This window comes from Micromonospora sp. NPDC049151, from assembly GCF_040648395.1.
Classification (GTDB): Bacteria; Actinomycetota; Actinomycetes; order Mycobacteriales; family Micromonosporaceae; genus Micromonospora.
In genome coordinates, this window is sequence record NZ_JBEZDP010000009.1 from 1 (window position 1) to 14464 (window position 14464).

Below are 14464 nucleotides of genomic sequence, written 5' to 3' on the forward strand. Positions count from 1 at the left end.
CACCCGCTACGACAAGTTAGCCGTCCGCTTCCAGGCCGTCCTGACCATCACCATCATCTGCGAGTGGCTCTGACCGGCTTATGAAACACGCCCTAGTACCCGTGAAGTGGTCCAACCGATCTGTGGGTGCACGTCGAATGCGGCGATGTCCCGGGCGAGCGCGCCCGGGGTCAACTGGTCGTCGGCGTCCAAGACCTTGATGAGGTCACCGGCCACTCGGGAAAGCGCGAGGGTACGGGCGACGCCAGGCCCACCAGGGCGACCGGTGCCGAGACTGATCCGGGGATCGTCAGGCAGCGCGTCGACCAGGGCGCCGGTCTGCCCGTCCTCCTGGACGAGCCACTGCCAGTCCCACCCGGTGGGCATTTCCTGCTTGGCCAACGACTCGTAGGCGCCAGCAAGGTGCTCGATGCTGGGCGCGTGGACCGGAGTAACGACCGAGACGAGCTGCGTCAAGTTTTCCACCGCTGGAGTCTGTGGGAGTAGACAAGCTCTGTGCGGTCGCCCGGCATCACGACGTCGGCGACCTCGACGACCCGGCCGGTGGTGTCGACGGAGGTCTTCCGGACAGTGAGGACAGAGACGCCCGGGTCGATGTCCAGAAGTTCGGCCTCATCCGGCGACGGCGGACGTGCGCGGATCTCGTCGTCGATCCGGTCCAGCTCGATGCCGATGGTGTGGAGCTGATGCTGCGTGCCGCCCGGCCACGGTTCCTTGCCCTCGTCGAGCAGGTCCGGGTTCGTGGCCACCAGGTCGTACGGCAGGTACGAGTAGGACACCGTCAGCGGCGCGTTTTCGTGCCGGGAGGAGGTCCAGTAGACCCGGCGCAGCAGCGGCGTACCCGGGTCGACCTGCAAGGCCGCCGCCATCTCCATATCGGCTTCCACGCGGGTGTACTCGGCGTGAAACTTGAGGTCGTCGACGGTCAGGCCGGTGTCGTGCTCGGTGGCGCCGGTCTTCAGCCGCTCGTCCTCGTCGAGCAGGACCCGGTCCTTCTCCCACTGGTAGCGCTCGGCGTTGCGTCGGCGTACCCGTTGGCGGGGTGCCCGCACGTAGGTGCCGCGTCCCTGCTCGGCGCGGACCAGGCCCCATTCGCGGAGCTGCCGGATCGCGTTACGCACGCTGGTGCGGGACAGGCCGGAGGAATCGGCAAGCTCGGTTTCACTCGGCATCAGGGTGCCGGGAGCCAGTTCGCCGCCCATGATCTTTGCCCGCAACTCTTCCGCGAGTTGCAGGTAGCGAGGGCGCCAGTCCCGACCTTGCACACCGGCCACCGTACCCCCTAGACGTTCCAACGTCTGCCAGGTGGTCCCCCTGGCTGGGCGTTCTGGGATCGGGGCGACCGGAGGCGCAGGCCGCTTGGTCCGTCGCACGGCCGGGGAGGGAGGCCGGCCGGTGTGCCGGCGGTCAGGGGTGTTCATCGTGCTCTTCCAGATGTAGGCCCTTGGTCATCATCACCAGGCGGACGTAAGTCAGTTCGTAGATGAGCCGGTCCAGACGGACCCGGTCGAGCAGGACGGGTTGGGTCGCGCCGTCGCGGGTGGCGTCGAGCTTCACGGCCAGGTCCCGTCGCCCGAACCGGTCGAGCAGCATCTGAACGCTGACCCAGCCCGTCCGCTCCTGACCGACGGTGGCGAGGAACCCCCGGTGCATCGGGTCGTTCGGCCCACACCCCTGGCACCACGCGGGGCATCCGACGACGTCGGTCACCGACCCCAGGGCGTACTCCGGCATGGGCTCTGAATCAGTCATTACGGCTCCCGGGATTTCCGCCCGCCTCGACCACCAGGCCGCGTAGGCACTCGCTCAGTTCAACGGCCTGCGTCAGGGACATTTCAGCCCAGCCGACACCGGCCCGACACGACGCGTGCACCGCGATCAGGGGTGTTCGAGCGTCGACGCCGATGAGGTACGCCACCACCATGCCGCCCGCGCGAGCGTTGCCGATCCGGTGCATCGCACCGCGATGGTGGCGCGCCATCCCCGTCATCAGCGGCGGCACCAGGTGACCGCAGCGATCGGGGGCACACCAGTCCGGATGGGTCGTGACGCCGGCAGGCTTGTTCGTCGGCGTCACTGCGGCCACCGCCCGGCGCCGTCCCGGTAGATCTGGACTCTCACGATCGGCGGGATATGCGGCAACGCGGACGACTCCCATGCCTGCTCGACCGACCATTGCGCCGACAGCGGAACCATCGGGCACGCACCCGGTGGGACGTTGCCCTTGGCTGACCGCGTCGGGTACCGCTTTCGGGGCCAACACAGGCAGAGCCGGCGGCCTTGATGAGGACCGTTGGACATCGCACCTCCACAGGTAGAAGAGAGCCGGCGGCCGACCACGGGGGAATTGCAGCCGGCCACCGGCTCGAATGAAGGCACGGCGCACCGTCCGACCAGGACGGGTCGGGTATCGCCGAGCCAACTTGTCCGCGCGGCTACCGCAACCGGTCCGACAGGACGCCGCGCGTCAGGTGCGACCAGGGCCAGCACGAGACCACCCCTGACACGAGCCGTCACCCTGGCCGCACACAAAGAAACGTATCTACAAGTGGACGAGTTGTCTAGACGTCGAAACGGGTCGCTTGGTTGGCACTTGGTAAGACAAGTGCCAGGTACGGTGAGCAGGTGCCCACCCCGCACTACGGACAGCCCCGCTACCGCGCCATCGCCGACGAGCTGAGAGAGCGCATAGAGAATGGCGTGATCCCGCTGGGCGCCCTACTGCCGTCGGAGAGCGCCCTCGCCGCGGAGTTCCGGGCCAGTCGCGGGACAATCCGTCAAGCCATCGCGGTTCTGCGCGAGGAACGGGTGGTGGCTACCGAACATGGTCGCGGCACCTATGCGAACCCGCGCCGGCACGAGCGTGCGGTTGACCAAGGGTCCGAATCAGAAGAACGGAGCCGCCATATCGCCGCAGACGCGGAACTAGCGGCACTCTTTGTTGTCAAGGTTGGCTCGCTCCTAGTCGAAAAGCAAATCGTTACCCGAACGAACGGGGCGGTTAGGAAAGTCGTCAGAGCCTACCAACTAGTTGAGACGGAAGAATAAGGCTTTTCGCATTTCGATACATTCTCAAGGCGGGCCGTCCGATTGGGGCAAGGTCCGCTTAATGTGGCGGCAGGACGGCGGCCCGCCCACGAGGTCGGGTCGATGACGCACCGCGAGGATGGCGAAGGGTTCTACCTCAACCATTGGAAAAGACGCCTAAGTCCTCGCTCAAAGACCTAGACCCCGTCGATCGTACTGCTCTTGATTCCGCGCATAATCCGCCACAGCACGAATTAGTGAACCCATTTGCAACATCGCATACGATACTGCGGCGGTCATGATAAAAAAACTCAGTCGAGACCTATTGCAGTGCGTTTGATCAACCATATTAAGGTCACCCACCACCGCCAGATACAGAAGGCTAATTGCACCTACCGCAAGCTGCGAAGCCATCGTCCATAAGAAAACAAAAATTAGATCACCATAGAACGATCGGAACTCAGCGCCATATCGCTCCGACGGGAACAACGGCGCTTCAGTCGAACTCACAGCCTCCACTTTGTCATTATTTCGGACGACGGCACGAGGGGCATTCTTGCCGTTAACGATCATCGTGAAGTAGAGGCGTCCGCGTGGGATCGATAAAGCCAAGATGGTAGCAGAGGTCGCGGCACCAAACCCCAAGGCGGAAAAGGCTAAAATCCCGGCTACAAAGTCTTTTACTGCAACTTTAGTTAACGCCGGCAGCCACAAAAGGCGGAATGAGGCGAAGGTCAGGGCTCCGGATATTAGCAGACTCATCACTACATTACGGTGGTAAAAAGTATCGGCCAAACGAGGTCTAAGGTGACGTCGCGTGAACCCGAAGAGCCCTTTCCGTCTCCCGCCAGTCTTCACCGTCATGGCATCAACCTAGATCACGGGTACGACAAAATCACCGGACATGATCGTCTTCTAGATGAGCTGCTCGTTCTCGGACAATCGGTAGCGCTGTTTCAATGATCTCCCTGGTAACTCCGAAGATGATCTCGTCCTGCTGATCTTGTGGCAGTCGTGGGTCTACCGTGACCGCTTTTCGGACTTGATGCTTCTCCAGGGTGAGCGTCCTATCTATCGACTCGCCGAATCGGCGTCCAACAACTCTAAGGCTGCGAAGGTTTGGAAGAGGGCGCTGAAGATGACGCCGAATGATGCCAAGAACCCCTTCGTTTTTGCTTAGCGACTCCCCTCTTGCCGCCGTCACCACAACTTGAGCTTTTTGCCCGCCCGATTCATCCGCTAGTCCTGAGATCGCATCGTGCGCGTCATCCCAATCGGAGTTTGGGCGATTTACTATTAGCGCAGCTTCTCGAATTCGCGCCAGTTCCTGGATCTCGCGCTCCAGCGAAGGCGAGGGGAGCGGATCAAGGTCCATCTGCATATCGAGTGAGAATTCACGACTTCTTGCAATGTTCTCGAAGTATCGCTCCAGGTTGGTGGCGCTCACACCACGCCGCCGATTCTCAATAAGCAAGAGGCGCTCTTCGGGCACAACGGAAACTCGGGTGAGCGAAGCGAGCCATGTACCTTCCTCCATCCGCGCCGGGTTGACTTTCCCGGTCTTCTCGTCGTAGACGAAAGACGGGTCATCGGGACTCCCGCTAATAAACTTGAAATGAATAACGCCATCCTCGTCAAAGACTGATCCGGCAATAGCGAGAACCACATCGCGGCTAACAGCGACGCTAGTAAACCTACTCGGCAGACGTGTCAGCCATTCAAAGAAAGCCGGATAGTCGAGAAGCTCCCCCGGGGTGCGTCCGTGCACTACGTACGCTCGGATGTAGCGGGTCTGCGTGGGGGGCATACTACCTCCAGTTTGTGCACGTTCACCATAAAGTTGAGGCCGAGGTGAGGGCGATAGCTACGATTGCGCTGACTTCAACCCAGAGCGAAATCTTTAATGCCCGTCGCGATGGCCGATACGGTCCCGACGAGACCAGAAACGGTGGCGAGCTTGGCGCTTGGCGTCGCCCAAGTCCCCCGACTGAAATCAGCCCATCGGTGCGAGTAGAAAAGAAGCTTGAACTTTTGCCAACGATGCTCCCGTAGATGGCAGCCAAGCAGCAGTCCATAAGAGTTGTTCCTGCAGAAAACGCCGCGCCTGCGCGTCACCGCACCACACCAGGCAGGCGCTTGAAAAAGCGACCAGATCACGACGCCGCCGGACAGGAGGTAGAGCAGCTCGGGGCCTGTGTTGCCACTCAACCACAAGACAGCCAACAGTAGAACCGCTAGGAAACCCCAGTACCGGCGGAGGATTTTCATGGTTGATCAGTAACGTAGCGGCAGCGATCCGTGAAGGCTTCTGACGGATGTTTGCACTTTTCGGGTTCGCTCGGCAGGTGGTCTTGACCTTCCCGGCTGAGCGGCCTCCGGCGTAGAGCGACGAATCAGGACCATGCAGCCCTCGCCGCTGACCAGCTAAGTGATGGCCGGGCTGTCTACCACCGGCCCGGACGGAGACATTGGACAGGTGCTCGCCCAACGCCCGCAGTGATTCGAACCAGGAAAACCAGACGAAGCCCTCCAAAAGGTCGATTCAGTGGCTAGCCTTTCGTGAACCAACCGCGGCAGCAGCACTGACACGCTGACCCGGACGACTCGACACCAGCCCCATGAACAGAATTCCACTCGTGCCACTGCCGATTTCCTCTGTTCTGGATCAAGGCACCGCGCTCCGCGCGGTGCGGGGCGGCAAGCCCGGCCGGCGGCAAGCCGCACCGGCCGCCTACGGCGCCGGGGCGGTGAGCCACCGACAGCCGCCGGGACACCGCCCCCACAGTCGGCTCTCAGCTCAGCGCGAGTTCGTCCGGGAAACGCTCATGAAGCGCGGCGACCAGATGGCGTAGGCAGTCCTCAAGGCTGTGGCCATCGACTCTGAAAGCCTCACCAGGGAGCCGCTGACCCGAGACCACCACCGTCCAGGGCTTGCGCTCCCGTTCGCCGTCAATCTTGACCATCGCGACCAGGCCCATCTCCCCCAGGTGCTCCAGCAGCTCCGGCACGCACTCATCCCACTTCATCCACGGATGGGATCACCAAGACCGCTACGGAAGCCAGCGGGTCGGCCTGGTCGTGCGTCGGGGCTTCCGGCTGCCGCGCCAGTCCAACCCCGGGACTGGCTTGCCACCGGGCCATCGAGTTGCGGCACCAGCTCCACCGCCAGGACGTGCCCGACCCTCCCCCACAGCCGCCGGGAATCATCGAGCGGCGGCCCCTCAGACGGCCGACAGCGGCACAGCCAACCCGAGCCGAGGAGAGGTCAACTGAGCCGGCGCTCAGGGCGTCTCCAGGGCGTCAGGGCGTCGTCAGGGCGTCAAACGCCGGCCAAAGTTGACCAACGACGACCATCGACGCCCGGACATAGAACCAGCTCAGAGCCTTGATCAAAGCTCTGAGCTGGTGGGCGACGGACGAGTCGACCTGTACGCCGGATTCTGTGCCCGGCACGCCCGTAGGCGCACCGGCGGCGGCCATCCATCTCGGCCTGCCGTCGCCGGCAGGCTCCAGCGGCCTACCCGCAGACATCGGGCGGGCAGCCCTCAAGCGTCTGCGCGGGTCGTCATCTTGCGGTGACGGCCCTTTCTTGGCCTTGCTCCGGGTGGGGTTTACCGAGCCACCCCGGTCACCCGGGGTGCTGGTGGGCTCTTACCCCACCGTTTCACCCTTACCGTCCCGTGACGGGCCGGCGGTCTGTTTTCTGTGGCACTGTCCCGCGGGTCACCCCGGGTTGCCGTTAGCAACCACCCTGCCCTGTGGAGTCCGGACGTTCCTCGGCGACGGGCCGGAGCCCGTCGACGCGACCGCCCGGTCGACTCGTCCGTCGCGCCCTCATCCTAACGACGCACCCGCCGCCGCCATTTCCACCCCGGTCCACCCCGAGCCAGGGCAGCACGCCAAGCCAGAACAGACCCCATACGGGACGCGTAAGGCCAGCGCGGCAACGAGGCCGGCGCCGTACTAGCCTCGGGGGACCATGGATCTCTCCGACGCCGCGCTCCTGCTCGCCGCCGGTCTCGCCGCGGGCACAGTCAACGCGGTGGCCGGCGGTGGCTCGCTGATCACGTTCCCGGCGATGATCGCGACCGGCCTGCCGCCGGTGGCAGCCAACGTCTCCAACTCGGTGTCGGTCTTTCCCGGGTACGTGGCGAGCGTGGCGGGCAGCCGGGTGGACCTACCGCGCGGGCGGGAACTGTGGTCGCTGCTGCCCACGGCCGTGCTCGGCACGATCGCCGGGTGCGCGCTGCTGCTCGCCACCCCGGCGCGGGCGTTCGAGCTGGTGGTGCCGTTCCTCGTGCTGGGCGCCACAGCCGTACTCGCGTTCCAGGGTCCGCTGCGCCGCCTGGTCGGCCATCCGGAACGGCTGGGCGCGCGCCGCCGTACCGTCACGGTCCAGACCATGGTCGCGCTCGGCACCGTGTACGGCGGCTACTTCGGCGCGGCCCTCGGGGTGATGCTGGTGGCCGGGTTGGCGCTGGTGCTGGACGCGACGCTGGCCCGGGTGTCGGCGGTGAAGAACCTGCTCTCGGCGGTGGTGGGGCTGACCACGCTCGTCGTGTTCGCCCTGTTCGGCCCGGTGAACTGGGCGGCGGTCGCGGTGGTCGCGCCGGCCACCCTGTTCGGTGGGTACGCGGGCGCGCGGCTGGCCCGCCGGCTGCCGCAGGTGGTGTTGAAGACGGTGATCGTGGTGTTCGGCACGGCCATCGGGTGCTACCTGCTGTGGCGGGCGCTCACCTGACGCCGTGCGGCAAGACCGGACCCGTCAGTAGACCTCCCCCACCGGCTCCTCCGGTGCGTGCTCGGCGCGGCGGGCGGCCCGGTTCCAGATGACCCGTTCGCCGTAGCCGGCCGCCATCAGGTGACCGAACGCGAGGTAGGCGATCATGCCGGCGGCGAGCACTCCGAAGCCGACCCAGAACGGCAGCGCGAGGCTGTGCTCGGCGAGTTTGCCGGAGATGATCGGCGCGGGTGCGGCGGCGCCCCAGCGGACCAGGTTGAACGCGCCGGTGGCGACGCGCCGGTCGGCGGAGCCGAGCCCGAGCGCCAGGTCGGTGAGGTTGGCGTTGGCGAGGCCCATGAACAGGCCGGCGATCACCAGGACTACCAGTGACATGGCGGTGCCGGTGGAGGTGGCGAACAGGACCATGCAGGCCAGCAGGCCGAGGAGGGCGACGCCGACGGTCTGCACCGCGCCGATGCGGTGGGCGAGCCGGTGGCCGATCAGCAGGATGCCGGCGGCCAGGCCGAGGCCCCAGCCGGTGAACGCCAGGCCGAGCGGGATGACGTCGAGGCGCAGGAACAGCGGCGTGTAGCCGAGGACGACGAAGAAGACGAAGTTGTACGCGGCGGTGACCACGCAGAGCGTCACGAACGCGGGTCTGCGGTAGGTGGCGAAGATCTGGCCGAGGCGTACCGGCGGCTGTTTGTGAGCCGGTTCGCGGAGCTTGCGGGCGGCGACGCCGAGTGCGAGCACCATGAACACGCCGCAGACGAAGAACGGCAGCCGCCAGCTCACCTCGCCGAGCAGGCCGCCGATGAGCGGGCCGACGGCGAAGCCGAGGCCGAGGGCGGTCTCGAACAGGCCGACCACCCATTCCCTGTCGTTCGCCAGGTTGACCAGCACCACCATGGCGGTGGCGAAGAACATGGCGTTGCCCAGGCCCCAGACACCGCGCAGCACGGAGAGCTGCACGATGTCGTTGCTGAACGAGGCTCCGATCGCGGCCAGGCCGACCACCGAGACGCCGGTGACGAGCACCGGCTTGAAACCGAACCGGCCGCTGGCCAGCGTCGCCGGGATCATGCCGACGGCCATGACCGCGATGTACGCGGTGAAGAGCAGCTCGACCTGCCAGGCGGTGACGCCGATCGCCTCGCCGATGGCGGGCAGGATCGGGTCGACGACGGCGATGCCGGCGATGGCGAGGAACGCCACGAGCGTGGTGGCGTAGATGGCACTGCGGTTGGGCTCGGATCGGCGATCCACCCCGCAACCTCCCAGATAGCTGTATCGTACAGGTATTTTCCTTGTATCATACAGCTATGAGCGATGACGTCCATGCCCCCGAGGCCACGCTCGGCCGGATCGAGACCGAGGTGGCGCTGCTGATGCGCCTGGGCGAGGCGACCCGCCGGGGCACCGGCACGATGGAGCACCGGCTGCTCGACCGCGCCGCGTACGTGATCCTGCGGCACCTCGACGCGGCCGGCCCGCAGAACGTGTCGGCGCTCGCCGCGCGGCTGAGCCTGGACGGCTCCACTGTGACCCGGCAGGTCTCCGCGCTACAGCGCGACGGGCTGATCTCGCGTACCCCCGACCCGGCCGACGGGCGCGGCACGGTGATCTCCGCGACGGCGGCCGGCCTGCAGCGGATGGCCGCCGTGCGGGCGGCCCGCACCCGGCTGTACGGCGACATCCTCGCCGCCTGGCCCGAGGCGGACCGGGAGACGCTGGCGGAGATGTTGCACCGCCTGAACGAGGCGCTCGACGCGCGCAACCGCCGCCGCTGAGGCGTGTTAGGAAGGGCCCCTTGTTATGCAGAATGCGTTAATAAGGGGCCCTTCCTTTCACGCCACGGGCTCCGGCGCGGAGTCGGCGCGGTCGGCGTCGGCTGTGACGCGCGGGTCGCCCTCGTCGGCGAAGTAGTCGTCGGGCGTGGTGCCGTCCGGGCCGTCGGCCACCTTCGCGGCGCGCAGCACAAGCGTGAGCAGCGCCGCCACCACCAGGTTCACCAGCACCGCCACGATGCCGACGTAGATCGTCTTCGGCGTGTCGAAACCGAACTTCTCCAGTGGGAACGCCGACCCGGCGAAGTGCTTCTTCCCGGTCGCCGGGTTGCCGACCTGGTAGAGCATCCACATGCCCAGGCCCATCCCGGCCGCCCAGCCGGCGATCAGCGCGCCCCTGTGGAACCAGCGGGTGTAGAGGCCCAGCGCCACCGCCGGCAGCGTCTGGAGGATGATCACGCCGCCGATGAGCTGGAGGTCGATGGAGAACTGCGGGTCGAGGAAGACGATGCAGGCCACCGCGCCGACCTTCACCACCAGCGAGGTGATCTTCGAGACGTTCGCCTCCTGCGCCGGGGTGGCGTCCCGCTTCAGGTACTCCTTGTAGATGTTGCGGGTGAACAGGTTCGCCGCCGCGATCGACATGATCGCCGCCGGGACCAGCGCGCCGATGCCGATCGCGGCGTACGCGACCCCGGCGAACCAGTCCGGGAACTGCTGGTCGAACAGCAGCGGCACCACCGTGTTGCCGTCGGTGGCGCCCTCCTTCGCACCGGGCAGCGGCTTCACGTTCGCCGCGATGGCCATGTAGCCGAGCAGCGCGATCAACCCCAGCAGCAGGCTGTACGCGGGCAGCGCGGACATGTTCCGCTTGATCACGTCGCGGTTCCGGCTGGCGAGCACGCCGGTGATGCTGTGCGGGTAGAGGAACAGCGCCAGCGCCGAGCCGAACGCCAGTGTCACGTACTGGATCTGGTTGTTCTGGTTGAGCAGGATGCCGTCGCCGGGCGCCGGTGACGCCTGGAACTTCGCGTCGGCGGCGTCGAAGATGGCGCCCCAGCCGCCGAGCTTGTACGGCAGCCAGATCACCGCGACCAGGATCACGATGTAGATCAGCGAGTCCTTGACGAACGCGATCAGCGCCGGGGCGCGCAGCCCCGACTGGTACGTGTACGCGGCCAGGATCGCGAACGCGATGATGATCGGCAGGTGCCGGGCCACCGCGCTGTCCCCGGTCACGCCCATGGTCTTGAGCACCGCCTCGATGCCGACCAGTTGCAGCGCGATGTACGGCATGGTGGCGACGATGCCGGTGATCGCGATCAGCAGCGCCAGGATCGGCGAGCCGAACCGGTTGCGGACGAAGTCGGCAGGGGTGACGAAGCCGTGCCGGTGCGAGACCGACCAGAGCCGGCACAGCACCAGGAACACCAGCGGGTAGATGACGATCGTGTACGGCACGGCGAAGAAGCCCGCCGCGCCGGCCCCGAAGATCAGCGCCGGCACCGCCACGAACGTGTACGCGGTGTAGAGGTCACCGCCGACCAGGAACCAGGTGATCCAGCCGCCGAAGCTGCGCCCGCCCAGTCCCCACTCGTCCAGGTGGGCCATGTCGGTCGGCCGGCGCCACCGCGCGGCCACGAAGCCCATGGCGCTGACCAGCAGGAACAGCAGGGCGAAGACGATGATCTCGGTGAGGTGGTCCCGCCACATCACTGTGCCCCCTTCGTTCGCGACTGCGGGGCTCGCAGGCCCGGCTCACTCCTCGCGCTCACCGGTCACCCCGCTTCTTGGTCATCTGGTAGACGAGCGTGGTGGTGCCGACGCCGAGCAGGATCCAGACCAGTTGCAGCCAGTAGAAGCGGGGGAAGCCAAACAGCCGGGGCGAGTCGGCGTTGAACAGTGCCGGGATCAGCGGCACCACGATCGGGATGAAGAGCAACCAGTTCCAGGGACTCTTGTCCTTCGCCCTGGATCGCGCCGTGTCCGGCGCCTCGGATTCCGGTGCGGCCATGTGACACCCTCCGGGCATTCGTAGCGGGCCATGTGACGGCCGGAGGCTACGACCCTGTGACAGGGGTCACGTTCGATCGGGGGATGTCGATGCGCCGAGCGGCCGTCGGCATGCGCCGAACGGCCGTCAGACGTCCGTGAGGTGAGAGGTGTCGTTCACCGAGCGGACCGCGACGCCGCCGTCCGGGTACAGGTCCAGCACCGAGATGCCGGCGGTGTCCAGGTAGAGCCGGTGCAGGAACGCGTCGCTCGCGGCGAGCGCGTCGCGCAGCACCAGCTTGATCGGCGAGACGTGCGAGACCACCACCACCGTCTCCCCCGGGTACGCCGACCGCAGCCGGTCGACAGCCCGCCCGGTCCGCTCGGCCACCGTCACGAACGACTCGCCCTTCGGCGGGGCGACCGCCGTGGAGGCGAGCCAGGCGTCCAGTTCCGCCGCCCAGCCCTCGCGTACCTCGGCGAACGTGTGCCCCTCCCAGGCCCCGAAGTCGCACTCGATCAGGTCGTCGTCGGTGCGTACCGGCGGGTTTCCGACCTGCGCGGTGACCGCCTCGGCGGTGGCCGTACACCTCGACAGCGGCGAACTGACCACCGCCGCGACGGACGGCGCCAGCGCGGCCACCCGGGCGGCGCTGGCCCGGGCCTGGGCGCGGCCGCGCTCGGTGAGCGGCACGTCGCCCCGGCCGGAGTAGCGCTTCTGCACGGTGCGCTCGGTCTCGCCGTGCCGCACCAGGATCAGCCGGGTGGCCTCCTCGGTCGGGCGCGGCTCCCAGGAGGCGGGCGTGGTGGCCGGATCGGTGCCGGTGGCCCGCACGACAGTCGCCGCCCGCGCCTCGGCCTTCGCTTCCGGCGCGGCACCGGACGCGGCGGCGTCCATCGCCGCGTTGGCCAGGGCGTCGGCGTGCCGGTTGCGCTCCCGGGGCACCCAGGTGAACCGTACGGCGGTGAAGCGGCCGACCAGCCCGGCGGCCTGGGCGGCGAGCGGGCGCAGCCCGGGGTGCTTGATCTGCCAGCGGCCGCACATCTGCTCGACCACCAGCTTGGAGTCCATCCGCGCCTCGACCTCGGCCGCGCCCAGCTCGGCGGCGGCCTCCAGCCCGGCGATCAGGCCCCGGTACTCGGCCACGTTGTTCGTCGCCGTACCGATCGACTCGGACCGCTCGGCCAGCACCTCGCCGGTCTCCGGATCCCGGACCACAGCGCCGTAGCCGGCCGGGCCGGGGTTGCCCCGGGAGCCGCCGTCGGCCTCGATCACGACCGCGCGCACCGCCACGGCGGCTACAGTCCCGACTCGTTGGTCCGGACCATGATCCGCCGGCACTCCTCGCAGCGGACCACGTCGTCCGGGTCGGCCTTGCGGATGCGGGCCAGGTCGGCGCCGGACATCTCCAGCCGGCAGCCGCCGCAGCGGCCACCGGTGAGCAGCGCGGCGCCCATACCGGTGTCCTCGCGGATCTTGTCGTAGAGGCCGACCAGGTCCGCCGGGAGGTCACCGGCGAGCGGCTGGCGGGCCGTGCGCTTGAACTCCTCCTCCTTGGCGATTTCCGCCAGGGTCTCGTCGCGGCGCTGCTCGGTCGCGGCACGCCGCTCGCGGGTCTCGGCGAGCCGGCTCTCGATGCCGTCGAGCACACCCTGCGCGGTCTCCCGCTGCTCCATCAGCTCCAGCTCGGCGTCCTCCAGGTCGCTCTGCCGGCGGTTCAGCGAGACCAGCTCGTGCTGGATCGCCTCCAGCTCCCGGGCCGGGCCGCTGCCCGAGGCCAGGCGGGCCTCGTCCTTGCTCTTGCGCGCCCGCACCTGGTCGACGTCCTTCTCGATCCGGGCGATGTCCCGGTCCAGGTCGTCGACCGCCACCTGGGCGCGGACCCGCTCGTCCTCCAGCGCGGACAGCTCACGCGCCAGCGCCTCCAGCTCGGCGCGCTCCGGCAGGCTGCGGCGGCGGTGCGCGAGCTGGGCCAGCGCGGTGTCGATCGCCTGGAGGTCGAGCAGGCGGCGCTGCACCTTCGGGTCAGCCTTCACGTCGGAGCTCCTTGTCGTCCGGCCGGGGCGCGGCGGCGTGCACGGTCCACGGGTCGGTGTCCAGGTCGGACACCACGGTCTCGACGTCCAGCTCGGCGGCCAGGTAGGCGGCCAGGTCGTCCAGCCAGGGTCGCTCCGTCGCCCAGTGGGCGGCGTCCAGCAGCGCCGGGCCACCGGCGGCGAGGTGTTCCCCGGCCGGATGGTGGCGCAGGTCCGCGGTGAGGAACGCGTCCACCCCGGCCGCGGTCGCCTCGGCCAGGAAGCCGTCCCCCGAGCCGCCGCTGACGGCGAGGGTACGAACCATACGCCCGGGATCCCCGGCGGCGCGAACTCCCCAGGCGGTGACCGGGAGCACCGCGGCGGCCAGCCGGGTCAGCTCGGCCAGGGTCATCGGGGTGGGCAGCTCGCCGATACGGCCGATGCCCCGGCCGGGACCGGCGGCGGGCGAGCCGGGGCGGGGCGGGTGCAGCGGACGCAACCCGGTCAGCCCGAACCGGGCGGCGAGCGCGTCGGACACGCCCGGATCGGCCACGTCGGCGTTCGTGTGCGCCACGTGCAGCGCGACGTCCGCCTTGATCAACCGGTGCACGATCCGGCCCTTGTACGTGGTGGCGGCCACCGAGGAGACGCCGCGCAGCAGCAGCGGGTGGTGCGCGACGATCATGTCCGCGCCGGCGTCGAGCGCCTCGTCCACGGTCTCCGGGACCACGTCCACCACGCAGGCGACCCGGCGTACCGGGTTGTCGGGCTCCCCCAGCACCAGGCCGACCCGGTCCCACTCCTCGGCCCAGGCAGGCGGATAACGGCGGTCCAGGGCGGCCACCACGTCGGCGACGGTTGTGCTCACGGGCGGCCAGCTTACCGGCGTCCGCGCCGGTACACGCCGACCGCCGCCGGG

The 14464-nt window shown here is 67.9% G+C and carries 17 protein-coding genes and 1 other RNA gene; 3 read left to right on the forward strand and 15 right to left on the reverse strand.

Annotated elements, in window-relative coordinates:
* Window positions 1–78 precede the first annotated feature (78 nt).
* The 4 genes from AB0B20_RS12680 to AB0B20_RS12695 form a co-directional block, all read right to left on the reverse strand.
* Window positions 79–465: a glycosyltransferase gene (locus AB0B20_RS12680; protein WP_357470370.1), complete on the reverse strand. Its 387-nt coding sequence runs from the start codon at window positions 463–465 to the stop codon at window positions 79–81.
* On the reverse strand, window positions 453–1265 hold the full coding sequence (locus AB0B20_RS12685) for a GntR family transcriptional regulator (RefSeq protein ID WP_355093801.1): 813 nt from the start codon (window positions 1263–1265) through the stop codon (window positions 453–455). The genes AB0B20_RS12680 and AB0B20_RS12685 overlap by 13 nt, the downstream gene beginning before the upstream one ends.
* Window positions 1266–1407: 142 nt before the next feature.
* On the reverse strand, window positions 1408–1710 hold the full coding sequence (locus AB0B20_RS12690) for a hypothetical protein (protein ID WP_278104340.1): 303 nt from the start codon (window positions 1708–1710) through the stop codon (window positions 1408–1410).
* A gap of 34 nt (window positions 1711–1744) precedes the next feature.
* A complete protein-coding gene (locus AB0B20_RS12695) occupies window positions 1745–2077 on the reverse strand; it encodes a hypothetical protein (protein ID WP_355093799.1) in 333 nt (110 codons plus the stop codon).
* A 548-nt stretch (window positions 2078–2625) separates the two neighbouring features.
* Between AB0B20_RS12695 and AB0B20_RS12700 the strand changes: the two genes are divergently transcribed.
* Window positions 2626–3048 carry a GntR family transcriptional regulator gene (locus AB0B20_RS12700; protein WP_355093797.1) on the forward strand — a complete coding sequence of 141 codons (423 nt, stop codon included), beginning with the start codon at window positions 2626–2628 and terminating at the stop codon, window positions 3046–3048.
* Between the two features lie 168 nt (window positions 3049–3216).
* Here AB0B20_RS12700 and AB0B20_RS12705 read toward each other — a convergent pair whose 3' ends face one another.
* The 5 genes from AB0B20_RS12705 to rnpB all read right to left on the reverse strand — a co-directional run bounded on the left by AB0B20_RS12705 (window position 3217) and on the right by rnpB (window position 6849).
* A complete protein-coding gene (locus tag AB0B20_RS12705) occupies window positions 3217–3891 on the reverse strand; it encodes a hypothetical protein (RefSeq protein ID WP_357470375.1) in 675 nt (224 codons plus the stop codon).
* 31 nt (window positions 3892–3922) lie between these two features.
* A complete protein-coding gene (locus AB0B20_RS12710) occupies window positions 3923–4834 on the reverse strand; it encodes a hypothetical protein (RefSeq protein WP_357470378.1) in 912 nt (303 codons plus the stop codon).
* Window positions 4835–4908: 74 nt separating this feature from the next.
* Window positions 4909–5250, reverse strand: coding sequence for a hypothetical protein (locus AB0B20_RS12715; RefSeq protein ID WP_355093791.1), 342 nt, complete (start codon window positions 5248–5250; stop codon window positions 4909–4911).
* 569 nt (window positions 5251–5819) lie between these two features.
* Entirely contained in the window at window positions 5820–6035 is a 216-nt protein-coding gene (locus tag AB0B20_RS12720) for a hypothetical protein (RefSeq protein WP_231921457.1), read from the reverse strand.
* A 405-nt stretch (window positions 6036–6440) separates the two neighbouring features.
* An RNA gene (rnpB, locus tag AB0B20_RS12725) (RNase P RNA component class A) lies at window positions 6441–6849 on the reverse strand.
* Window positions 6850–7006: 157 nt separating this feature from the next.
* On the opposite strand from rnpB, the gene AB0B20_RS12730 reads away from it, so the two are divergent.
* On the forward strand, window positions 7007–7768 hold the full coding sequence (locus AB0B20_RS12730) for a sulfite exporter TauE/SafE family protein (RefSeq protein ID WP_210897247.1): 762 nt from the start codon (window positions 7007–7009) through the stop codon (window positions 7766–7768).
* 24 nt (window positions 7769–7792) lie between these two features.
* On the opposite strand, the gene AB0B20_RS12735 is transcribed toward AB0B20_RS12730, so the two are convergent.
* Window positions 7793–9016, reverse strand: a complete 1224-nt coding sequence (locus AB0B20_RS12735) for an MFS transporter (RefSeq protein WP_357389100.1) — start codon at window positions 9014–9016, stop codon at window positions 7793–7795.
* 56 nt (window positions 9017–9072) lie between these two features.
* Between AB0B20_RS12735 and AB0B20_RS12740 the strand changes: the two genes are divergently transcribed.
* Entirely contained in the window at window positions 9073–9540 is a 468-nt protein-coding gene (locus tag AB0B20_RS12740) for a MarR family transcriptional regulator (protein ID WP_357389102.1), read from the forward strand.
* A 57-nt stretch (window positions 9541–9597) separates the two neighbouring features.
* Here AB0B20_RS12740 and mctP read toward each other — a convergent pair whose 3' ends face one another.
* The 5 genes from mctP to AB0B20_RS12765 all read right to left on the reverse strand — a co-directional run bounded on the left by mctP (window position 9598) and on the right by AB0B20_RS12765 (window position 14413).
* Window positions 9598–11250, reverse strand: coding sequence for a monocarboxylate uptake permease MctP (gene mctP / locus AB0B20_RS12745; protein ID WP_357470650.1), 1653 nt, complete (start codon window positions 11248–11250; stop codon window positions 9598–9600).
* A 58-nt stretch (window positions 11251–11308) separates the two neighbouring features.
* Window positions 11309–11551 carry a DUF3311 domain-containing protein gene (locus tag AB0B20_RS12750; RefSeq protein WP_357389104.1) on the reverse strand — a complete coding sequence of 81 codons (243 nt, stop codon included), beginning with the start codon at window positions 11549–11551 and terminating at the stop codon, window positions 11309–11311.
* Window positions 11552–11677: 126 nt separating this feature from the next.
* Window positions 11678–12823, reverse strand: a complete 1146-nt coding sequence (locus tag AB0B20_RS12755; protein ID WP_357470384.1) for a bifunctional RNase H/acid phosphatase — start codon at window positions 12821–12823, stop codon at window positions 11678–11680.
* 5 nt (window positions 12824–12828) lie between these two features.
* Window positions 12829–13566 (reverse strand): C4-type zinc ribbon domain-containing protein, encoded by a 738-nt coding sequence (locus tag AB0B20_RS12760; RefSeq protein WP_151501372.1) that lies wholly within the window; start codon window positions 13564–13566, stop codon window positions 12829–12831.
* Window positions 13556–14413, reverse strand: a complete 858-nt coding sequence (locus AB0B20_RS12765; protein WP_357470387.1) for a Nif3-like dinuclear metal center hexameric protein — start codon at window positions 14411–14413, stop codon at window positions 13556–13558. The genes AB0B20_RS12760 and AB0B20_RS12765 overlap by 11 nt, the downstream gene beginning before the upstream one ends.
* Between the last annotated feature and the right edge of the window lie 51 nt (window positions 14414–14464).

Coding starts and splice junctions, on each gene's coding strand:
- AB0B20_RS12705 (WP_357470375.1), bottom strand. CDS start 3,891: ATGACGGTGAAGACTGGCGGGAGACGGAAAGGGCTCTTCGGGTTCACG.
- AB0B20_RS12710 (WP_357470378.1), bottom strand. CDS start 4,834: ATGCCCCCCACGCAGACCCGCTACATCCGAGCGTACGTAGTGCACGGA.
- AB0B20_RS12730 (WP_210897247.1), top strand. CDS start 7,007: ATGGATCTCTCCGACGCCGCGCTCCTGCTCGCCGCCGGTCTCGCCGCG.
- AB0B20_RS12740 (WP_357389102.1), top strand. CDS start 9,073: ATGAGCGATGACGTCCATGCCCCCGAGGCCACGCTCGGCCGGATCGAG.
- mctP (WP_357470650.1), bottom strand. CDS start 11,250: ATGTGGCGGGACCACCTCACCGAGATCATCGTCTTCGCCCTGCTGTTC.
- AB0B20_RS12750 (WP_357389104.1), bottom strand. CDS start 11,551: ATGGCCGCACCGGAATCCGAGGCGCCGGACACGGCGCGATCCAGGGCG.